The 21,981-nt window shown below is 72.4% G+C and carries 15 protein-coding genes; 7 read left to right on the forward strand and 8 right to left on the reverse strand.

The genetic code is table 11. The features are described 5' to 3' along the window. Positions 1-18: 18 nt before the first annotated feature. The 3 genes from WME73_RS17935 to WME73_RS17945 all read right to left on the reverse strand — a co-directional run bounded on the left by WME73_RS17935 (position 19) and on the right by WME73_RS17945 (position 2,700). The gene (locus tag WME73_RS17935) at positions 19-627 is read right to left on the reverse strand and encodes a TetR family transcriptional regulator C-terminal domain-containing protein (RefSeq protein ID WP_437916459.1); all 609 of its coding nucleotides are present in this window, start codon (positions 625-627) and stop codon (positions 19-21) included. 139 nt (positions 628-766) lie between these two features. Then, complete coding sequence (locus tag WME73_RS17940) at positions 767-1,720, reverse strand: hypothetical protein (protein ID WP_437916460.1); 954 nt, start codon at positions 1,718-1,720, stop codon at positions 767-769. Positions 1,721-1,926: 206 nt separating this feature from the next. Beyond that, positions 1,927-2,700, reverse strand: a complete 774-nt coding sequence (locus WME73_RS17945) for an MBL fold metallo-hydrolase (protein WP_437916461.1) — start codon at positions 2,698-2,700, stop codon at positions 1,927-1,929. A gap of 422 nt (positions 2,701-3,122) precedes the next feature. Between WME73_RS17945 and WME73_RS17950 the strand changes: the two genes are divergently transcribed. From WME73_RS17950 to WME73_RS17960, 3 genes are all read left to right on the forward strand, one after another. Beyond that, positions 3,123-4,574, forward strand: a complete 1,452-nt coding sequence (locus tag WME73_RS17950) for a hypothetical protein (RefSeq protein WP_437916462.1) — start codon at positions 3,123-3,125, stop codon at positions 4,572-4,574. Between the two features lie 10 nt (positions 4,575-4,584). Further along, positions 4,585-9,363, forward strand: a complete 4,779-nt coding sequence (locus WME73_RS17955) for a sigma 54-interacting transcriptional regulator (protein WP_437916463.1) — start codon at positions 4,585-4,587, stop codon at positions 9,361-9,363. Positions 9,364-9,424: 61 nt separating this feature from the next. Further along, complete coding sequence (locus WME73_RS17960; RefSeq protein WP_437916464.1) at positions 9,425-10,702, forward strand: hypothetical protein; 1,278 nt, start codon at positions 9,425-9,427, stop codon at positions 10,700-10,702. Positions 10,703-10,844: 142 nt separating this feature from the next. Here WME73_RS17960 and WME73_RS17965 read toward each other — a convergent pair whose 3' ends face one another. Then, the gene (locus tag WME73_RS17965) at positions 10,845-12,383 is read right to left on the reverse strand and encodes a glycosyl hydrolase family 8 (RefSeq protein ID WP_437916465.1); all 1,539 of its coding nucleotides are present in this window, start codon (positions 12,381-12,383) and stop codon (positions 10,845-10,847) included. A 331-nt stretch (positions 12,384-12,714) separates the two neighbouring features. Next, complete coding sequence (locus WME73_RS17970; protein WP_437746665.1) at positions 12,715-13,626, reverse strand: LysR family transcriptional regulator; 912 nt, start codon at positions 13,624-13,626, stop codon at positions 12,715-12,717. Positions 13,627-13,757: 131 nt separating this feature from the next. Between WME73_RS17970 and WME73_RS17975 the strand changes: the two genes are divergently transcribed. Further along, complete coding sequence (locus WME73_RS17975; protein ID WP_437746666.1) at positions 13,758-14,450, forward strand: O-methyltransferase; 693 nt, start codon at positions 13,758-13,760, stop codon at positions 14,448-14,450. Positions 14,451-14,506: 56 nt separating this feature from the next. On the opposite strand, the gene WME73_RS17980 is transcribed toward WME73_RS17975, so the two are convergent. From WME73_RS17980 to WME73_RS17990, 3 genes are all read right to left on the reverse strand, one after another. Further along, on the reverse strand, positions 14,507-15,337 hold the full coding sequence (locus WME73_RS17980; RefSeq protein WP_437916466.1) for a Kelch repeat-containing protein: 831 nt from the start codon (positions 15,335-15,337) through the stop codon (positions 14,507-14,509). 109 nt (positions 15,338-15,446) lie between these two features. Next, on the reverse strand, positions 15,447-16,886 hold the full coding sequence (locus WME73_RS17985; RefSeq protein WP_437916467.1) for a PLP-dependent aminotransferase family protein: 1,440 nt from the start codon (positions 16,884-16,886) through the stop codon (positions 15,447-15,449). 3 nt (positions 16,887-16,889) lie between these two features. Continuing rightward, positions 16,890-17,477: a LysE family translocator gene (locus WME73_RS17990; protein WP_437916468.1), complete on the reverse strand. Its 588-nt coding sequence runs from the start codon at positions 17,475-17,477 to the stop codon at positions 16,890-16,892. A gap of 298 nt (positions 17,478-17,775) precedes the next feature. On the opposite strand from WME73_RS17990, the gene WME73_RS17995 reads away from it, so the two are divergent. From WME73_RS17995 to WME73_RS18005, 3 genes are all read left to right on the forward strand, one after another. Continuing rightward, positions 17,776-18,090, forward strand: coding sequence for a hypothetical protein (locus WME73_RS17995; RefSeq protein WP_437916469.1), 315 nt, complete (start codon positions 17,776-17,778; stop codon positions 18,088-18,090). Then, complete coding sequence (locus WME73_RS18000) at positions 18,080-18,670, forward strand: hypothetical protein (RefSeq protein ID WP_437916470.1); 591 nt, start codon at positions 18,080-18,082, stop codon at positions 18,668-18,670. The genes WME73_RS17995 and WME73_RS18000 overlap by 11 nt, the downstream gene beginning before the upstream one ends. Positions 18,671-19,278: 608 nt before the next feature. Next, positions 19,279-21,963 (forward strand): ATP-binding protein, encoded by a 2,685-nt coding sequence (locus WME73_RS18005; protein ID WP_437916471.1) that lies wholly within the window; start codon positions 19,279-19,281, stop codon positions 21,961-21,963. The last annotated feature ends 18 nt before the right edge of the window (positions 21,964-21,981 follow it).

Here is a 21,981-nt window from a genome sequence, read left to right on the forward strand (position 1 = left end):
GGGGGATTGCGAGACGGATCAGGCAGAGCGGCGGGGCGAACGTCGGGCGTCGGTCACGAGCCTCTCGAAGGCGGCGCGGGCCCGGTGCTCCGACGCCTTGTCGCGCATCAAGCGGCTGAGCGCGTGGGAGCCGGACGCGATGGCATAGGCCTCGAAGGCGAACTGCGCCAGGTCGAGGTCCGAGCGGAAGTGGCCCTCTTCGACGGCGATGCGCGCGGCGGTGGCGAGCGTGGCCAGCCAGTCTTTCTGCGACGCGACGAGCGCGTCGCGCGCCGGACCGGGCTTGTCGTCCAGCTCGGCCGCGGCGGCGTGGAAGACGCAGCCGCCTGGCATGAAGTCCTGCTCTGTCCAGACGAACCACCGATCGATGAGCGCGCGCACGCGCGGCTCGCCGCGCGGCTCGCGCAGCGCGGGCGCGACCACGAGGTCGACGAAGCGGCGCTTGGCCTCTTCGAGGATGGCGACGTCCAGGTTTTCCTTGGAGCTGAAGTGCGCGAAGAGGCCGCTCTTCGACATCTTCACGCGCTCGGCCAGGGCGCCGACGGTCACGCCCGAGAGCCCGACCTCGCTCGCCAGCGCCAGCGCCTCGGCCAGGATGGCCTGCCGGGTATCTTCGCCTTTCGCCACCTCGATTGGATAGAACGACCGTTCTATTTTGTCAAGCGACGGGGCAGCCGACCCAGGTTGGGGCCGACGGGGCAGCCGACCCAGGTTGGGGCCGACGGCCGTTCATGCAGCACCACCCCCGCGAGGGGCGCCCGCCCGATCAGAGCCCTCCGAGCGTGGTCGTCGCCACGCACCGACCGTTCCTGCACGTCGCGCCCACGGCGCGCTCGAAGGCGCAGCCGACGACCGGGCAGCGCGGCGGGCGCGTGCAGGTCTTCTCGAAATTCGCCTCGAACACGGCGCGATGGTCGCGGTGGATCGCGTGCTGGCACCCGCACGGCCACCCGCAACAACCCGCGGGCTCCGGGCACGACAGCACGCAGTCGGTGGGGCTCTGGCAAGCATAAGGGTCGCTCGACGCGGGCGTGCTCCGCGAGGGGACGGAGGGCGGCGGGGGGCTCGGCGGCGACTGAGGGCGCGCAGCCCCAGGCACATCGAGGACGGCCTCCGCGGTGCAGACGGGCACGTTCGCGGTGCGCACGCCGGCGCGCACCACGTGCTGGCCTGGCGGCAGCGCCGAGGTGCACGGAGGCGCGCCTCGGAGCGCGATCGTCGCTTCCGCGATCGGCCGCGCCTCGCCGGGGCCAAGCTCGATACGACGCGCCGAGCTCACGCCCAGGCACGGCCCCGCGTTGCACGTCCCATAATAGTCGTAGCCCGGCCCGAGCCCCTCGAGCTCGACGAGCCCGTTCGGGCATCGGTCGGGCAGCTCGAGCGCGAGCGGCTGCCCGGTCGCGTTCTCGGCCACCACGCGGAGCAGCCGTCGCTCGCCGGCGACCGGCGAGACGTCCAGGCGGAGCCTCACCGCGCATCGAAACCCGTGCGCGCCGCCCGGATCGATCATGACCGGGATGACCGGCAGGGCCGGAGGCGCGTAGGGCTCCGGCGGCTCTTCCGGCGCAGACGCCCCGGCGCTCTCACCGGCGTCGGGGTCGCCCGCATGGGGGCCGCCCATATAAACCACGCGGCCCGGCGGGCGTTCTTGACCGCACCCCAAGGCCGAGGAGAGGATGAGCAGCGAGAGGATACGACGAGTCGATTGATTGATAAGCATCAGCGCCTCTTCGCTCGGCCGACGAGCGGGCCGCCGCGCGCGCCCGTGCGGCCGCCGCCGGCAGCCCCGATTGAGGCTGCCCGCCGCTCGGCTCGTCGTGTTCGACGCGAGCATACCATGAGCGGGGCGCGGGCCGGGGCGCCGATCACCGCCTCGGCTGGCCGCGAGCCGGTCTCCTCGACGATCGCCTGCATTGCCGGCGCACGCTACGCGCGCTTCGCCAGGTAGGCATCGACCAGCTCGATCAGCCGTGCCCGGCCGAAGCTGGGGTCGTGGCCTGCATGCACGATCTGCACTGGGAGCTCCCGCAACCGCTTCATGGTGCGGACGTAGGCGGGAATGTCTGCGCCCTCGATCTCATCCAGCAGCGGCCCGTCATAGATCGCATCGCCCGAGAACAAGGTTCCTGTCGCCGCCTCCCACAGACCGATGCTGCCCGGCGAGTGACCGGGCAGGTGCAGCACCTCGAAGTGACGGTCGCCGAGATCCACGACGTCGCCTTCGGCGACGACCTCCGTGACCGGCGCGTCATGCAGGGCGTAGCTTGCCATGTCGTACTCCGCGTGGGGCAGGGCGGTGATCAAATCGCCCTCGATCGGATAGCCAGCGTCGCCCAGCTTGCGGATCTCCTCGGCGCCCATCACCGAGGCCAGCAAGGTGCCGCGGTCGGTCGGCGAGCGCAGGTTCTCCGCCTCGAGATCATGCACCAAGGTGTGCTCGAATTCATGGTGGCTGCCCACATGATCGGTGTGGGTGTGTGTCGCGACCGCCGTCACCGGCTTGTCGATCAGGTGCTTTATGGCCTCCCGCAGGCTGACGATGCCCATCCCCGTGTCGATCATCAGGTCGCGATCGCGACCGCGCACATGCCAGATGTTGCAGCGCATCAGCGGCACCACGTGCGGCTCGATCAGCAGCGTGACGTCATCGCTGACGCGCGTGATCTCGAACCAGCGGTCGGCGATCGGCAAAGTGGCCATGCGTTTCGGTGGTGGCCTAATCTGAACATGAAGGCGGTAAGGCGGGAAGAAAAGATCGATGATCTTCCCGCTTTACCACCTTTGTGTGAATCACTCCGGGGCAAATTAGGCCACCACCGGGGGCGGGAGCGTTCCTCGTCGTCCGCCTCTGCGAGGGGGACGCCGTCCTCGTCGAGGCGCACAGAGGTGCCGCCGAAGAGCGACAGTTGCATGCACGCTTCGAGCGGGGAGAGCTCGGGGACCTCGTTGGAGCGCTCCTCGCTCGGCCGGTCGTCCACGGTTACCAGCTCCTGGTCACCCCGCCGTTCCGGTTACCACGTACCCTGGTAACCGCCCCGTTGCGATGCGCACAATCCATTGAAATTCAATGACTTGGCGCGATGGCCCGAGAGCTGCTTCAGGGGCTGGCAGGAGACCTTACCATGGTAACCGAACCGACATCCCACCGCCTCACGCTTCCCATTCTCCTCGCCACCCTGATCGCCGCGTGCGCCGGAACGTCCGACGGCGGCAGCTCGACCGGCGACGCGCCGGCCGATCCGCCCGGTCCAGCGCCTCACGATGAGGTCCCCGCCGACCAGCAGGCCGCGCCCGCTGTGCCTCCGGCGCCGGATCTCGCGTACCCCGGCAAGGGTTTCATCGTCCACGAATGGGGCACCGACACCGTGGTCGTCGGCTCCGACGGCTCGCTTCAACCGGGGCTGCACCACGAAGAGGAGGACCTCCCCGCCTTCGTCTATGACCGGCTCGAAGCCGGCACGCTCGATGGCTCGATCTCGACGAGCGTCAACGTGAAGATGGAGACGCCGGTAACTTACTTCTACGCCGAGGAGCCGCTCACCGCGCACGTCCAGATAGCGTTCCGCAAAGGGATCTTCACGCAGTGGTACCCCGCCGTCCGCGAGTTTTACCCGCCCATCATCGCGCCCAACACCGTTGCTGGCGTGACGACGTACGCGGACCCGGCGTTCGACCCCGAGTTCCCCTTTGGCTCGCCGATGTGCTCGGAGATGTACGGCCTGAACGCGAACGGCCTCCTCCAGTGGAGTACGTTCGAGATCCTCGGGCGCGACAGCGACGTCCCTCTGCCCGAGGCGCCGCTCGATCGGTTCACGTGGGCTCACGCGCGCCAGGTCGGCGCCAACCCGCTCCGCGTCGCAGGCGTGCCCGGCGCGACGGAGGCGCCCCAGCACGAGCGCTTCCTGTTCTATCGAGGGCTCGGCAACTTCGACCTGCCCGTCCGCGTGACGGCCGGCACCGGCGGGGCGATCTCCGCCGAGAACACCCTCGACGAGGCGATCGGCGCCGTCTTCGTCCTCAACGTCGGCGCCTCGACGGGGGCGTTCGTCGCGCACCCCCAGGGCATCGCCACGGGCGGCACGCTCGTCGAGCGCGCCCCCTCGCTCGACGGAGCGCCGCCCCTCGACGAGTTCGTCGAGTCGCTCGGCGCGAGCATGATCGACGCCCTCGACGCGACCGGCCTGTACCACGACGAGGCCGTCGCCATGGTGAACACCTGGAAGCGCCAGTGGTTCCGGACGCCCGGCGTCCGGGTGCTCTACCTCGCTCCGGAGGCGTGGACCGACGCCTCGATCCCGATCACCATCGCTCCCACGCCTGCCGATGTCGTGCGCGTCATGATGCTCCGCGTCGAGGTGCTCTCGCCCGAGATGGAGGCAGCGGACGTCGGCGCGGCGAGGCGGCTCGCAGATCCGTCCCTCGCCGGCGACGCCGCGCGCCACTTCGACGATCTCGGGCGCTTCGCCGAGCCGCGCCTCCGCCGCGCGCTCTCGCTCCTCGGCGAGCCCGCGTACGGCGAGCCCCTGCTCGCCCGCATCGCCGCCGGAGCGACGGCGAGCGCCGCGCGCGAGTAACCTCTCCGCCATGCACGCCCCGCGGCGCGAGCCCTTCGTGGCCCATGCTCGGTACGAGCCCGGCGAGATCCTCGGGCAGGGGGCGCAGGGCGTCGTGGGGCGCGTGATCGACCGCGAGGCGCGGGGGCGCGAGCTCGTCGCGAAGGTGTTCCGTCAGGGCGCCTTCCGCGAGGACACCCTGCTCGGCGAGTTCGCGCTGCTCGCGCGCCTGCGCGTCCCCGGCGTGGTGCGGGCGCACGATCTCGGGCGGGACGAGCGGACGGGAGCGCCCTTCCTCGTCGAGGAGTACGTGGCCGGCGACGACGCCGCGGCGTGGGTGCAGGGGGCCCCGGCCGGCGAGCGCCCGGCGCGGCTCGCGGGCGTGCTCGCCGGCGTCGCGAGGACGCTCGCCGCCCTGCACGACGCGGGGTTCGTGCACAGCGATCTCAAGCCGGCGCACGTCCGGATGCGGCCCCTCGGCGGGGGCGGCGCCGAGGCCGTGCTCCTCGACCTCGGGGCGGCGGTGTCGAGGGCGCGCGCGCCGGGCGGCGCCGTCGCGTTCACCTCGGCTTTCGCCGCGCCCGAGCTGCTCGCCGGGGGCGCGCCGTCGGCCGCGTCCGACCTCTACAGCCTGGGGGCGCTCGCGTGGTGCTCGGCCGCGGGCCGCCCGCCCGGGCCCTTTCGCGCGCGGCGCCCGCTGCGCGACGCCGCGTCGTGGGTCCAGCCGAGCGTGGCCGAGGTGGTCGAGGCGCTGCTCGCGCTGCACCCGCGAGACCGCCCTGCCGAGGCCCGCGAGGTGCTCCGGCAGCTCGGCGTCGCGGCCGCGGAGGCGGGCATCGCCGTGGGGGCGCCGCCCGCGCCCATCGGGCGGGAGCGCGAGCTCGAGGCGCTGCAGCAGGCGCCGTCACCGTCAGGCCGCGTGCGCTACGTCACGGGGCCGAGCGGCGCCGGCAAGAGCCACCTCGGGCGCGAGCTCGTGACGCGGGCGCTGCTCGCCGGGCGGAGCGCCCGGTACGTGGCGTTCCCGCGCGAGGCCGACCCGCTCCTGCTGCGGCTCATCGCGTTCTTCCGGGGCGCCGAGCGGGCGCCGCCGTTCGTGACGCCGCCCGGCGGCGGGCCCCCGCTCCTGCTCTTGCTGGACGACCTGGACCAGGCCCCGGCCGAGCTCCGCGCCGCGCTCGACGCGTACCGGTGCCGGCCGGCGGCGCCCGGCGGCGCGGCGATCGAGGTGGTCGCGACGGCCCGGAGCGCGCCCGAGGGCGCGGCGTGCGTGGCGCTCGGGCCGCTCAGCGACGCGAGCTTCGGCGCGCTGTGCCGCGCGCTCGGCGTGGACGACGAGGCGAGCGTGCGAGCGGCCGCCGTGGCGTCGGGGAAGAACCCGGGGTGGCTCTTCGCGTCGCTCGGCCGCGTGCCGCTCACGAAGGACACGGCGATCGAGCGCGTGCGCGGGCTGTCGGCCGACGCCTGCGCGACGCTCGCCGCGATCGCGATCGCGGGCGGCGCCCTGCCCGAGACGCGCTGCTCTCTCGGGTTCGGGCGCGGCGGCCGGGCGGACGCGCGGGGCGGCGGGCGGCCGCGCGCCTCCGGCGAGCGAGCCCTCGGCGAGCTGCTCGCGGGCGCGCTGATCGCGAGGCGGGAGGCGGCGACCGGCGCGCTCACCACGCTGTCCGCTCCCGCCCTGGCGAGGGATCTCGCCGCGGCGCTCGCCACGCCGGAGGTCGCCGAGGAGGTCGCCGCGGCGCTGCTCGCGGATCCCGGCGCGCCTGCGTCGGCGCTCCTCTCGGCGGCGGCGGCGCCGTGCACGAAGGCCCGGCGCGCGCAGCTCCACGAGCGGGCCGCGGCGCAGGCGCGCGAGGCCGGGCTGCGGTCGGAGGAGATCGAGGCGCTGCTCGCGCTCGGCGAGGACGCGGACCGGAGGACCCCGGCGCTCCTCTGCAGGCTCGAGCGGCTGACGCGCGACGCGGGCGTGGGCGCGGCGCACCCGCAGGTCGTGGCGTGGCTCGACGAGGCGGCGCAGCGCGACGAGCGGGTGCTCGTGCTCGCGCTGCGGCGGCGCGCGGAGAAGCGCGCGCGGGATGGGGACGCGACGGCGGCGAAGGAGCAGGCGCTCGCGGCGCTCGCGGCGGCGCGGAGGCTCGGCGGCGGGGCGGCCGAGGCGTTCGCGCTGTCGACGCTGGGGCTCGTGGCGCTGATGCGCGCCGACTGGGGCGAGGCGGAGGCGTGGCTCGCGGGGGCGCAGGCGAAGCTGCCCTCGGCGGGCGAGCGCGTGGACGACGTGGAAGGCGAGCGCGTGGACGACGTGGAAGAGGTGGCGCGGATCCACCACAACGCGGGCATCGTCGCCCTGTACCGCGGCCAGGTGGACGGCGCGGTGCGGACGTTCGAGGCGTCGCTCGCGGTCAAGCGGACCCTCGGGGACCGCGCCGGCATGCGCTCGTGCCTGATGAACCTCGGGATCGCGCTCGGGAAGGCGTCGCGCTACGAGGAGGCCTTCGGCGCGCTCGACGAGGCGATGCGCCTCGCGCGGTCGCTGGGGCAGGTGGCGGGGCGCGGCTGGTGCCTGTCGGCGCGCGCGGACATCGAGGTGCGCCGCGGCGACGCGCGCGCGGCGGAGCGCTGCATCGAGGAGGCGTGGGCGCTCGCGGCGTCGCTCCCTGCGGCGATCCAGGCCGATCTGGTGATCGCGCGGGCGAACGTGGCGTTGCTCGACGGCGACGGGCGGCGGGCGCTCGCGGCGCTCGCGGCGCTGGACCCGGGCGTGCGGGCGAGCGACCCGCTGGTGGACGCGCGGGCCCAGGTGGCGGAGGCGCAGGCGTACCTCACCAGGCTGCCGGCGGAGCCCCGGCGGGCGGCGCGGGGGGCGATCCGGGCCGCGCGGCGGGCGCGCGCGGCGATGCTCGCGGAGGTGGAGGCGCAGGCGCTCGACGTGCTGCGCTCGGCGCGGCCCGGCGCACGGCGGGCGCCGGCCGCGGCGACGGCGCGGGGCGGCGCGCATGGGGCGCAGGGGGCACTGGCGGCGGCGCAGGGGGCACCGGCGGCGGCGCAGGGGGCACCGGCGGCGGCGCAGGGCGCACCGGCGGCGGGCGGCGCGTATGCTGGCCCAGGCATGACGGCGGCGGCGAGCGGAGAGGACGGCGACGGCGCGCTCTGGGCGTGGCTCGCGTCGGTGGCGACCGCGGACGGCGCCGCGGAGGCCGCGGTCGGGCTCGCGCGCGCCCTCGTGCAGCAGTCGGGGGCCGAGCGCGCGCTGCTCGCCGTGGTCGACGAGCAGGGGCGGGTGGTCGCGGCCTGGGGCGCCGACCTCGACGGGCTGGAGATCGCCGAGGCGGCGCGGCGCATCCAGCCCGACCTGGCGCAGCTCGCGCTGAGCCAGGCCGCGCCCGTCCACTACCAGCGCGACGTGGAGACGCCGGGCGGCCGCGGCTCGCGGCTCGTGCTGCGCGTCGGCGCAGACCACGCCTCGATGGGCGGGCGCGCCCTGGCGGCGAGCGCGGCGTCGCCAGGTCCGGCGCTCCCCGGGCCTCCGCGCGCGCTCATCGTGGTCGAGCACCGGTTCCGCCCGGCGTGCTTCGACGCCGTCACGGAGGCGCGGGCCGCTCGCTGGGCGTCGCTCGCGGGGCTCTTCCTGCGGCTCTTCGCCCGCCCCGGCGCGCCGGAAGAGCCCCGCCGCGAAGGCCCGGCGCCTCCCTGCCTCGCCTCGCTCGCGGAGCCCGCGCCCGATCTCCGGCGCGCCGACACGACCGTCGTGCCCGCGGCCCAGCCGCGGAGGAGCTTCCCCGACATCCTGGGCCAGAGCGCCGCGCTGGGCCGGGCGCTCGCGCGCCTCGACGCGGCCATCGACAGCGATCTGCCCGTGCTCCTCGCGGGCGAGACCGGCACGGGCAAGGAGCTCTTCGCCCGCGCGCTCCACGATCTCGGCCCGCGCCGTTCGCGCGAGCTCGTCGCGATCAACTGCGGCGCCGTACCCGACGCGCTCTTCGAGGCGGAGCTCTTCGGCCACGCGCGGGCCTCGTTCACGGGGGCCGAGCGCGCGCGCCCCGGCCTGCTCGCCCGGGCCGAGGGCGGCACGCTCTTCCTCGACGAGCTGGGGGAGCTGCCGCTCGCGCGGCAGGCGGTGCTGCTGCGGGCGCTGGAGTCACGGCGCTATCGCCCGGTGGGCAGCGACGACGAGCGGCCGTTCGACGTGCGGATCGTCGCGGCCACGAACCGGGATCTCGCGCAGGCGGTCGCCGAGCGGGCGTTCCGGCAGGACCTGCTCTTCCGGGTGAACGCCATCGAGATCCACCTGCCGCCGCTCCGCGACCGGGAGGGCGACGTGCCGCTGCTGCTCGCCGGGTATCTGGGTCGGACGGGCGCCCCCATCGAGATCGCGCCGCGCGCGCTCGCGGCGCTCGATGCCTACGCGTGGCCCGGCAACGTGCGGGAGCTCGCGCACCTGGTCCAGCGCCTGGCCGCGCTGGGCGTGCGCCGCATCGAGCTGGAGCACCTCCCGCGAGGGATGCGGGCGAGCGCGCTGCGGGCGAGCGCGCGCCGGACGCCCGACGCCGCCGAGCGCCCCGCGTCACCGGCCCGGCCGCCGATGGCCGGACCCGTCCCGCCGCCGGCGGCGGGGCGGGGAAACCCGGGCGAGGCGCGCCACGCGCTGGCCGAGGACGACGAGCGCGAGCCGATCCGGCGCGCGCTCGCGGAGACCGGCGGGAACATCAGCCGCGCGGCCGAGCGGCTCGGCATCACGCGCCACGGTCTGAAGAAGCGCATGGCGCGCCTCGGCATGCGCGCTCCCTCCGGATCGCAGAGGAAAGCGGAGTGAATCCCCTCGTGAAGGTGCCGCTGACAGAGAGGCAAGCAAACGCAGCAGTGGAGGACTCTTTATGAAGGGCAGCGGTTCCGGAGCACTGAACACATCGAGGCGCGAGGAGGAGCACCGACAGGGCCGCGCGGCAGGAGAAGCGGTCTTTCCGATCTCCCCGCGCCCCTGCCATCGAGGACCGAGCTCGCGCCGTGGATGGAGCGGGCGGTTCGCGCTCGCGCTGCTCGTCGCGGGCTGCTCGCCTGCGGCCGTCGACGGATCGCCGGCGCTCCTGCCGGACGGCGGAGGCGGCGCCCCCGCCGCGCCGCCCTCGCCCGCCGCGTGTGATGCCTCCGCGGCCGACGGCGTCGCCGTCTTCGCCTCGAGCGTCGATACAGGCGCCCCGCAGGCGCCCGGAGCTCCCCCCTACGCGATCGACGGCTGCTTGCTGGCCTACGTCGCGCCGCGCGAGGCCGGCGACGTGAGCGGCGCCCTGAGGCTGCGTGATCTCGGTACGGGCGAAGAGCTCCTCCTCGCGCCGGCCGCCGAGACGCCGCGCCGGCCTGCGCTCGCCGGCGACGTCGTGGTCTGGGAGGCGACGGACCAGGGAGCACGCGTGGTGCGCGTGCGCCGGGGTGGCCAGACGCAGACGATCCGCGGCCCGTTCGATCACGCGGGCGAGCCGCGCGTGGAGGGAAACGCCGTCGTGCTGACGGGCTGGCTGACCGCGGACGAGAGCGGCGACACGGACGTGTTCCTGTACGAGATCGGCCAGGCGGAGGCGGTCCAGATCGCGTCCGGTCCGGGGCAGCAGCGTTTCCCGGACATCTCGGCGACGCACGTCGCCTTCGCTGACTTCTCCGAGGATCCCGACGGCCGCTTCGACGAGGACGCGCGGGATCTCGCGGACATCGTGGTCTATGACCGGCGCACGAGGCGCGCTATCCCGCGCTCCCGGGAAGGCAAACAGTCCTTCCCGATGCTCGGCGCCGGAGAGAGGGTGGTGGCTTATCTCGAATGGGCGCCGTTTCATCCGGAGCCCAAGTTCGAGCAGTTCGATCTGCGGATCGGGGACATCACCGCGCCTGCGGACGGCGACGCCCTGGCCGCGAGCATCGAGCAGTCGGGCCGGCCGTACGTGCTTCCCGAGGTCCGCGGCGAGCTCATCGAGTGGGTGGAGCGGCCTGCGGACGGCAATGCGTCCTTGCGGCGGAGGCCGGCCGATCTCTCGGCGCCGGCGGCCGAGGTCCCCGGGCTCTCGGCGTTCGAGCTGTTCGGGCCGTCGGCTTCTGCGACGATCACCGTGGTCGCGGCGCGCTCGCCGGGAGGCGAGCTGGAGCTCCGCGGCGTCGCGCGGTGATCCGGCGGGCGCAGGCCAGCCACGCTGCGACGCGGTGCAGGTCCGGGAACGCTACCTCCGGGCGGGACGGGCCTTGCGAGGGGAGTCGGCGTCGGGCGCCCGCGATCACCGAAGTGATCCGAGCGCCCCCACGCCTGCCGAGCTACTTCTTCGCAGCGGCAGCAGGCGCCGCGGCCGGCGCCTTCCCAGCAGCAGGAGCGGCAGCCGGCGCCGCGGCCGTCTTCCCGGCAGCAGGAGCGGCAGCCGGCGCCGCGGCCTGCGCCTGCGGCGTGATGATGCGGAATTTCCCGCTCAGGTGCAGCAGCGACATCGTGTACAGCATGCCGTCGTAGTACCGCCACTTGCCGGTAGGCGCCTCGCGCTGATACAGCTCTTCGACGAAGCGCCAGGCCCGCGGATGGGTAGCGGCAAGCGCCGCGACGGCGTTCGCCGCCACGAGCCCGAGCGAGTCGTAGTCGACGGTGGGCTTGCCCTCGAGGGTGAAGTTGCCCTTGTACTTGGGGCCCTGCGCCTCGAAGAACGCGAGGAGGCGATCGCTCAGCTCGGTCTGCCGCGGATCCTTCGCCCACCACGCCGCGTCCACCGACCAGTTCATCGCGGTGCGGAACGCGTCCTGACGGAAGTTGGCGGTCCCCGCGTCCCACGAGGCGCCCTTGGGGGTGCCATCGAAGTTGGCGTAATCCGGAGCGAGCCCGGTCTTCGGATGGGTCGTCTTGACGAAGTAATCGCGGCTCACCTTGGCCGCCTCGGCCCAGAACGCGCGGTCGGCCTCGGGGCCCCAGGCCGCCCAGAGGTCGTAGAACGCCGGCAGGTGATACGACGGATCGGTGTGATCGCCGTTCTTCGCGAAGTTGTCCGCGTCGGGCGTGAACCGCACCATCTTGTGCTCGGTGTTGAAGAGCGAGTGCACCGTCGTCTTGCGCTTGTCCTTGTTGACCGGCCCGGTGATCGGCTTCCGGTTCTTCATCGCGTCGAGGATGCTGAAGGCTTCCTTCTTGTAGTCGTAGATCCCCTTGCCGTTCCCCCAGCGGTTCGACGCGAACAAGAGCGCCGTGGCGAAATACTCCTCCGCGTCGGGGGCGGGATTCTCATCCATGGCCGTGCCGTCCGGGCGCATCTGCCACGAGAAGTAGCCGAAGCCGGGGTGCTTCGGATCCGCGTGGTACATGTGGGACTTGGCCCAGTTCCACAGGGCGTCGAAGTCGTCTTTGCGATCGACCTGCACGGCGATCATCATGCCGTACGACATCCCCTCGGAGCGGACGTCGTTGTTGCCGATGTCCATGATGTACGCCTTGGGGCCGTTCGCGTTCTTTCCCGCCGGGAACAGGACGGCCTGCTCCTTGGGATCGCCGTGGAACAGCTGCTCGTAGGCCTTCGCGATCTTCGCGTCGATCTCGGCGGGCTTGTGTCCCAGCTCGGCGAACAGGTTGCGATACTCCCCCGTGGCGAACGCTCCCTTGGCAGCGGGCTTGAGCGGCGGACCGAGGGGCGCGGGCTCCGCCGGGGCGGGCGTCTGGGCCGCGGCGCTCGGGCTCGCGGTGCTGGCCGGAGCGGCGCTGCCGGCCGGGTTCGTGGAGCTCGCCGGATCGGGCGAGCCGACCTGGGTGCCTTGGTTGCTGGGCGCGCAGGCGATCACCGTGACCGCAAACCATGCCGATGCGACGGGAGACGTTAGCATTCGCAAGTTCATCGCTGTCCTCGTGTTCGAGCTCGCATCCTACTGAGGACGCGCTCGGCGTGGACATCGTTGGGCGATGTCCACGTAATGACGCTGGTGGGCGAGAAGGAAATCCAACCGCTCGGAGGCGTCAAGTCCCAACTGCCGGGCCTGCCTCGGGGTGAGAGGACACCGTGACAACCGCGATCCGGCTCTTCTGGAAAAGTCGCGTGATCTCAGCATCTTTTCATGTGTCGAAGGGAGCCGTCTTCACGCCACAGCGCTGCTCGCTCACGGGTCGCCGTGATCGACGTTCACACGCCCCGAAGCGGCGCCGCTGGACCGGGCGCGGCTACGCCCCGAGCTCCGCGAGCGACCGGCAGACGCGGCGGAGCCGGTCGCGCAGCCACCGGTGCGCCGGGTCGGCGTCGAAGCGGGGGTGCCACGCCTGCGAGATGGTGATGGCCGGCGTGGTCACGGGCAGCGGGAACGTGACGAGATCGAAGCGCGGGGCGGCGTGCGCGAGCCATTTCGACGGGAACGCGCCGACGAGGTCGGAGCTGGCGAGGAGGCACAGCGCCGCGTAATGGCCCGACGCCACGGCCGCGGTGGTCCGGGCGAGCCCTTTCTTCTTGAGGGCCTCGTCGATGGGGCCCCAGGTCTTGCCCAGCCTGGAGACGCCGAGGTGGGCGTGCTCGACGAACCGCTCCAGCGTCACCTTGCCGGACGCGAGCGGGCTGCCGCGGCGCACCACGCCGACGAAGCGGTCCTTGACGAGCGCCTGCACGCGGATCTCCGGGCCCATGTCGCCGATGATGCCGAGGTCGAGATCGATCCGGCCCTCCCGGAGCGCGGCGACGTCCTCGTCGCCCTCGGGGAGGAAGCGGACGGTGACGCCCGGGGCCTCGGCCCTCAGCGCGTCGAGGAGCGGGGCGCCGACGAGCCCGAGCATGCCGTCGCTGGTCCGGACGGCGAAGCTGCGGGTGAGCGCGGCGACGTCGAGCGCGCCCCGCTCGCGGAGGACCGCGCTGGCCGAGGCGACCACCGCGCGCACGCGCGGGCGCAGCTCCGCGGCGCGCGGCGTGGGCACGAGCCGCCGGCCGGCGCGCACGAGGATCGGGTCGCCCACGGCCTCGCGGACGCGCGCGAGCGTGCGGCTCATCGCCGAGGGGCTGAGGTGCATCCGCTTCGCGGCCAGGAGGACGCTCTCCTCCTCGAGCAGCACGTCGAGCGCGAGGAGCAGGTTCAGATCGATGGAGTGCATGGGACGCAGCAATAACTTACCGTACATGCACTGGAAGTCATGTCTGTTCGGGCGCAGGTTCGGTGTCGAACAGGGCAGCCGCGAGGGCAGGGGAGCCGTCGCCTGTGCCTGCCCGGAGGAGATTTGCCATCATGAGCACTACGCTCGATTCGCCGCGCGTTCAAAGGACCCTCGACCGCCTCTTCCAGGACGCCGACAGCGGCGATCCGGGCATCATCGCCCGCGTCCGCGCCGACTGGGAGCGCCGCGGCCCGAGCCCCGACCCCGAGACGCTCGCCCACACGCTCGCCGACGCGTATCTGCCGGTCTCCCGCGAGGTCGGGCGGCTGCTCCACCTGCTCGCCTTCGCGGCGCGAGCGCGCACGGTGGTGGAGTTCGGCACGTCGTTCGGGATCTCGACGGTGTTCCTGGCCGCGGCCATCCGCGATGGCGGCGGCGGGCGGGTGATCGGCAGCGAGCTGCACCCGGAGAAGGTGCGGCGAGCGCGCCTGAACCTCGATGAGAGCGGGCTCGGCGATCTCGTCGAGATCCGCGAGGGAGACGCGCTGGTGACGCTGCGGGACGTGGAGGGGCCGATCGATCTGGTTCTGCTGGACGGATGGAAGAACCTTTATTTGCCGGTGCTCCGGATGCTCGAGCCCCGGTTGCGGAGGGGCGCGCTCATCGTCGCGGACGATCTCGACATCGCGCCGGATGACCTGCGGCCGTACCTGGAGTACGTGCGTGGCGCGGGCAGCGGCTACGGATCGGTGGAGATCCCGCTAGGGGACAGGCTGGAGGTCTCCTGCTGGCACGGCCGCGACGGGCGCGAGCGCGAGGCGTGAGATAGGCCGCCTCGCTCCTCGCGCGAGGGCGAGCAGCGCGCGGCGGCGCGTGCGCATCAATGCTTCTTCTTGCAGCCCCCGTAGCGTTCCACGCTCGCGAGGGTTGGCGGATTGCTGAAGTACGTCGCGTCATACCCGCCCGTGATGAGGACCGAGCCGTCTTGCAGCGTCGTCGCGGTGTGGAAGCCCCTCTGGATCGGCTCGTCGATCGGGGTCCAGCTGCCGTTCGCCTCCTTGTAGATCTCGGCGCCGTCGCTGCCGACGGCCATCACGCGGCCGTGGGACATGGGCGCGACGGCGGACGCCCACGTGTGGAGGAAGTTCGGCGGCGCGGTCAACGTCCACGTGTCGCTCGCGGGATCGTAGATCTCGGCGGTCTCGCCGGCATCGACGAGGACCTCGATCTCCTCCTCGGTGCCGCCGTAGATCCTGCCGCCGCCGCCGACCACCAGCACGCGCCCGCTCGGCAGCAGCGTGGCCGTGTGCTGCATGCGGGGCAGGTTCGTCGGCGCCGCCGCCGTCCAGGCGCCCGTGGCCGGATCGTAGATCTCCACGCTGGTGCGGCCCTGGGGCATCTCGTTGCCGTTCAGCGTGTAGCCGCCGACGACGAGCACGCGCCCGTCCTGGAGCAGCGTCGCCGTATGCAGGTAGCGGGTCACCGACATCGACCCTGCGCTGGACCACGTGTTCGTGGCAGGATCGTAGAGCACGGCCTCCTTGAGGGTGCTGTCGTCGTCGCTGCCGCCCGTGCGTAATACCCGCCCGTCCGGCAGGAGCGTGAGCGCGGTATAGGCGAACTCCCAACCACGGGCCGCCTCGCCGGGCGTGAGCGGGACGCTCGCCGTCGTGCCCGTGATCGGATCGTAGACAAGCCCGCCAGGGGACAAGCCAACGACGATGGCGACGACCGATGGTAGACGTACGTTGGTGACCGATGGTGGGGTGGAGCGGTGCGGGCTTCGGCCACCGAACGAGCTTGGTCAACACCTATGCCCGTTATACCCCCACTACCGCTCTCGCCATCGCCCCCCGCGCGCTCGCCACGGCCGCAAACCGCTGCGCCAGGTACTCCGCCACCCGCACATTCTGGCTGAACACCACATTGAACCGGATATGCGGATCCCCCGCACCATCCGCCATGAACGTCGCCCCGCGGGCCAGCAGGATCTTGTTGAGGTACGCGTCCTGCACCAGCTCGTCGACGTCCACCCCGCGCGGCGCCGCGCCCCAGAGGAACAGCCCGCCTTCACCCGGGTGGTCGAGCAGCACGCCGGCGTCGCGCAGCCGGCGCGCCGCTGCGTTCCGGGCCGCGCCGAGCTTCTGCTGCAGCCGATCGATGTGCTTGCGCCACCTGCCGGCCGACAGCACCTCCAGGAGCACGAGCTCGTTCAGCGCGCCGCTCGTCAGCACCGAATAGATCTTCTCGCGCAAGAGCGGCTTCAGCCGCCCTGGCTCGGCCGCGATGTAGCCGAGGCGCAGCGCCGGGCTCAGCGCCTTGCAGAAGCTGGAGTAATAGATGACCCCGTCCAGCCCCGAGAGCTGCGCCAGCCGCGTGGGATGCCCGGGGTGGAAGTGGCCGTGCACGTCGTCCTCGGCGATGAGGACACCGTGCTGGTGCGCGATCGTCAGCACGCGGTGCAGGTTGGCGGCGCTCGAACCCCAGCCGGTCGGGTTGTGCAGCACGCTCTGGAGGAACATCAGCCTGGGCCGGTGCTCGCGGCACGCAGCTTCCAGCGCCCCCAGATCCACGCCGTCCGGCCTTCGCGCCACCGGGACGAGGCGGTAACCCGCCTGCCGCAGGCGGCCGAACAGCAGGAAATAGCCCGGGTCTTCCACCAGCACCGCGTCGCCTGGCTGGAGGTAGCCCCGGCAGATCAGGTCGATCGCATGCGTGCCGCCCCAGGTCGTGAGCACGCGGCCCGCGTCGGCCGCGATGCCCTGGGAGCGCATCAGCATCGCGATGCGCTCCCGTAGCTCGGGCAGCCCCTGCGGCGGACAGCGCGCCGCCATGCCGGCGTCGTTGCGGGCGAGCGCGCGCTGGAGCACCGTCGCAGGGATGGCGTCGCTCAGCCAGCTCGCCGGCAGCGCGCCGCTGCTGGCCAGCAGCACGCCGGCGCGCTGGTCGTTGGACTGCTGCGCCAGCCACACCGGCTCCTGCTCCTCGCCGGCCTCGAGCCACGCCTCGCTCGGCACGGCCGAGGCCGCCTCGCACACGAAGAACCCGGCCGTGCCGCGCGACTCGAGCAGCCCGGCCGCCACCAGCCGATCGTAGGCCGTCACCACGGTGTTGGGGCTCACGCCGAGCTGACCCGCCAGCTGGCGGATCGACGTCAGCCGCGCGCCGGGCGGCAGCTGCGCGCCCTCGATCAGCGCGCGCAGCCGCGCCTCGATCTGGTCGGCCAGGGGAACGGCGGAGTCGCGGTCGAGCGAGAACATGGGTCAACGCAGGAACAGGAGCGCCAGCACCGCCAGCGCGCCGGCCATGATGCCATTGAACAGCCGGTGCCGTCGCGGATCGGTCAGAAATCGCCGGATCGCCACGCCGAACAGCGCCCACGCCGAGGTGCACGGAAAGGTGATGGCGAGGCTTACGACGGACACGAGCAGGGCGCCGCTCGCCACGCCCATGCCCGCCGGCATGAACACCGAGGCCACCGTGATCGCCTTGACCCAGCTCTTCGGGTTGACGGCCTGGAACAGCGCCCCCTGCGCGAACGACAGCGGCCGCGGCACCTCGGCGCCCTTGACCGCGGCGCCGCCGGTCAGCTTCCACGCCAGCACCAGCAGGTACAGCGCGCCGGTCACACGCAGCACGCCGTGCAGCGCCGGGTAGGCGGCGAACAGCGCGCCCAGGCCCAGGCAGGCGAAGAAGGTCTGGACCCCGCCGCCCACGCTGATGCCCAGGAGATGCGGCAGCGATCCGCGGTAGCCGAAGTTGGCGCCCGAGGCGGTCAGAATCATGTTGTTCGGCCCAGGGGTGCTCGACATCACGAAGCAATAGGTCAGGAGGGGCAGCAGCTCGGTCATCGCAGATCGCTCCGGTCGGGGATGGACCGGAGCATAAGGAGGCGGTGTTCGCCGGTGAAGGCACAGGGGACGCGCCGCACGAAAGCACTGTGTCAGTCGCGCGACCGGTACAGCGAAGGGCTCGGCGCCCGGGGTGCGCATCGGACGTGGCCGCAGCTCCCGGCTGCGACGTGCCAGCAGATCCCATCGCCATCGAGCTGGCCAGACGCACGTTATGGCTGTCTCCGGGACGGCTCGAGCGTGCCTCTGCTACCCTCGGCGCTGCGCAGCCGGACGAGGCCGTGGGCACGGAGGAGACATGACGGACGAATCAGCGGCACGCGCGCCCGAGAAGGCGGCGTTCTTCCGACCGGAGAACGAGCGGGAGGGCTCGCGCCGCGAGATCTCGAGCCCCACGGGGAAGTACAGGCTCGTGGTGTCGAGCTTCTCGACCGGACGTGGCACCTGGGACTACGCGCAGGGCGAGGTCTACAGGACCGCGTCGACCGACCCCATCGCCGTCGTTCAGAGGAACTTCGACTGGTTCCCTTTCCTGTTCGTCGAGGCGCACCCGAATCGACTTCTCGGACCCGATGTCGGGATGGCCCGAGATCGAGGCGCCCGTGCCGGTTGACGCCGATCGGCGCCCGCCGGCCTTCAACGCCGACGGGACGATCGTCTGTTACCAGTCGGCACCCGACGGCGAGGCCAGAGGCGACGCAGCCGAGACGCCGATCGCCGCGATGCTGACGTTCCGGCGCGATGGCCTGAAGCTCGTCCTCCAGAGCGAGTGGATCTCCGAGCAGGAGCAGGCGAGGCGCAAGGCCCAGGAGGATGAGCGGAAGCGGTTCGATGCGTGGCTCGCGGACTTTCGCGCGAACGATCCGCTCTACCGTACCGCCGTCGAGGCGATGCAGGATCCGGCCTTCTCTCCCGAGGACCACGACGGGATCGGGGTCACCTACGACGGCTGGTGTCCCGACTTCAAGGCGCAGGAGCGGCGCATCACCCGCCGACTCGTGAAGAAAGGGAAGAGCCGGTACACGATCGACATCGAATGGGGCGCGGAGACGGGCCCGGTCAAGCTCGTCGTCTACAGGGACGGCGAGCGCGCGGAGGACAGGTTCTTCGCGCACTCCGTCGCTGGTATGCGCGACGCCTTCGCCTGCGCGAGATCCTTGATGGCGAGCGACGCAGGGACCGCGGGCGCATGACGGCCGCCTGCCCCTGCATTCTCGCACCTCCTGTCAGGCGCGGTGCGGCGCAAGCGCTGGCGGCCGGTCCAGAGGACCGAGCAGGTCAAGCCGAGCGAGCCCGGCTGCTTGGTTGGCCCCTTCGACAATGGTTATGTCCAATGGCCTGTGACTCCCACGGCCCCATCGAAAACCCAGCTCGCGGACGACCTCCGCGACGTACGGCGCAAGCTCGAGCAACTCGCGGCAGAAGGGCCCGTCTGCGACCTCATCGATCTGGTGATTGAGTTGCTCGCGCGGATGCGCGACACCAACAACGCGCTGAGGGCCGCTCCTCCGAACCCGCCGATTGCCTCCTACGGATACGATTCCGACCAGCGACCAGAAATTCGCACGTGTCCGTCGTCGACTCACCCGGAGCCCTAGAAATTCGTGACCCAATGTGGACGATTGGCCCACGTCGGCGATCGATGGGAGCATCATGCCTGCGGCGCGCGAATCGACGAAAATGCCGTAGAAAGCGAGGGGATCTGTCAGGTGCGGGCGAGCCCATCGAGCGCTTTGGCGCGAGCGAGCTCGTACACGATGGAGCATGACGCTCGTCAGGTCATGATCGAGAATCGTTCCCCATGAAGTACGTTCTCGGCGAGGTCGTGCACTCCGGAGCGGACATGTGCATCGTGCGAGCCACCCACGCCACGACCGGCGGCAAGGTGGTGCTCAAACTGCCGCATGGCGAGCCGCCGAGCCCGCGCGCGCGGGAGGAGCTCAAGCATGAGCACGCCGTGCTGCGCGCGCTCGATGTCCCCGGGATCATCCGGGCGTTGGGCCTCGAAGAGCACGATCGGAAGCCGGCGCTCGTGCTGGAGCACTGGGATGGCACCTTGCTCGCTCGCGTGCTCGAGCAGGGCCCGCTGCCCGTCGGGGTCGCGCTGCGCCTCGGCGCCGCGCTTTCGCGCAGCCTGGGCGAGGTGCACCGGCGAGGCATCCTCCACCGCGATATCAAGCCGCAGAACGTGCTGGTCAACGCCGAGCGGACGCGCACCTGCTTGATCGACTTCGGGCTCGCGACGTTTTGGACGCCCCAGCTCGCCGCGCAGACGTCGCTGGAGGCGGTCTCCGGGACATTGGCGTATATGGCGCCCGAGCAGACGGGGCGAATGAACCGAGCGCCGGACGCCCGGGCGGACCTGTATGCGCTGGGCGCCACGCTCTACCAGATGCTGACCGGCGCGCTGCCCTTCGAGGCGACCGACGCGCTGGAGCTGATCCACGCGCACATCGCCCGGGCGCCCGTGCCCCCGCACGAGCGCGCGCCCGAGCTCCGCATCCCCGAGGCCGTGAGCGCGATCGTGCTCAAGCTGATGGCCAAGAGCCCCGAGGACCGCTACCAGACCGCGAGCGGCGCGGCCTGGGATCTGGAGCGGGCGGCGCGGGCCTGGGTCGAGACGGGGACCGTGGCGCCGTTTCCGCTGGCGAAACGCGATTGGGACGATCGGGTCCGCGCGCCCTCACGCCTGTTCGGTCGGGAGCGCGAGAGCGCCGCGCTCGCGGCGCTGCTCGACGAGGCGTGCGGCGGCGCGACGGTGCTGGCGCTGGTGGCGGGGCCGTCGGGCGTGGGCAAGTCGGCGCTGGTCCAGGCACTGCAGGGCGAGGTGCGCGCGCGGCGGGGCCTCTTCGCCGCCGGCAAGTTCGACCAGCTCCAGCGCAGCACGCCGTACGCCGCGCTGGCGCAGGCGCTGCGGTCGGTGGTGCGGCGACGGCTGGCGGACCCGGCCGAGGTGCTCGAGCGCTGGAGGCAGGCCTTTCAGGAGGCCGCGGGGCCGGATGGGCAGATCCTGGTCGAGCTCATGCCCGAGCTGGTGCACATCCTGGGCGAGCCCAAGCCGCTGGTGGAGCTGGGGCCGATGCAGGCGAAGCTCCGCTTCCAGACGACGGTGCTGCGCTTCGTGCGGACGCTGGCCACGGCCGAGCAGCCGCTTTTGCTGTTCATCGATGATCTCCAGTGGGCGGATGCGGCGTCGCTTTCGCTCTTGGGCGAGCTGCTGAAGGAGCCAGGGGACCAGCACCTGCTGGTCGTGGTGGCTTATCGGGACGAGGCGGTGGGCCCCGAGCACCCACTGAACGCGCTGCTTTCGGCCTCCGCAGCTCCGGGCGCCGTGACCGGACGGATCGCGCTTTCGCCGCTCGGCGCGGACGCAGTCACGGCGATGGTGGCCGACATGCTCGATCGGCCCGGGGCCGAGGTGGAGGAGCTTTCGCGGCGGATCAAGGACAAGACCGACGGCAGCCCGTTCTTCGTCGGGCAGTTTCTACAGCTCTTGCACGAGCGGAAGCTGCTCGTGCGCGATGCGGAGACGGGGCGGTGGCGCTGGGAGCGGGAGGCGATCGAGCGGGCGGGGATCACGGACAACGTCGTCTCGATCTTGACCCGCAGGCTCGAGCGGCTGTCGCCCGCGCTGCAGCGCGCGCTCGAGACCGCGGCGTGCGTGGGCGACCGGTTCGACGGGGAGCTTTTGGCGCATCTCTTGGGGCAGCAGGCGCAGACGGTCAGCGCCCTCTTGGCGGAGGCGGTGCGCGAGGGGCTCGTGATGCACGAGGGCGAGCAGGCGCAGGAGACCTACGCCTTCGTGCACGACCGGGTGCAGCAGACCGCCTACGAGGCGCTCACGGCAGAGGAGCGGCTCTCGCTGCACCTATCGATCGGCCGAGCGCTGCGGGCACGTTACGGCGTCGCGTGCACCGGCGGGGAGCTGTTCGCGACGCTCTACCACCGCAACCGGGCCGCCGAGCGGCTGACGGATGCCCAGGAAAAGCGCGACCTTTCGGAGCAGAACCTGCACGCCGGGCAGCGGGCCAGGGCCAGCGCGGCCGACGCGCAGGCTGTGGCGTTCCTCGGGACGGCCGCGTCGCTGCTCGGCGAGGAGGGGTGGACCGAGGCCCCGGAGACGACCTTCGAGGTGCACCTGGCCCTGGCCGAGGCGCTCTGGCTCGCGGCGCAGGTCGACGAGGGAGAGCGGCTCTTCCTGCGCTGCCTCGCGCGAGCGCCGGATCCGCTCTCTCGCGCGCGCGTGGTCAGCATCTTTATCGCATATCTTCAGGTCGACGGCCGCTTCGCGCAGGGCATCGAGCTCGGCCTCGAGGCGATGGCGTGGCTCGGGCGCCCGCTGCCGAGGACCCCGGAGGAGCAGCGGGCGCTGTTCGGCGCGCTTGTAGATGGCCTCGGAGATCCGCAGGAATCTGGCCACGAGGATCCGCGGAATCGTGACCCTCACGTCCGCAGAAAAGTGACCGTGGCGCCCGCGGAAATCTGACCCCCGGGCGCCGCGGAA

The sequence above is a fragment of the Sorangium sp. So ce302 genome (assembly GCF_051530145.1).
Lineage (GTDB): Bacteria > Myxococcota_A > Polyangia > Polyangiales > Polyangiaceae > Sorangium > Sorangium cellulosum_B.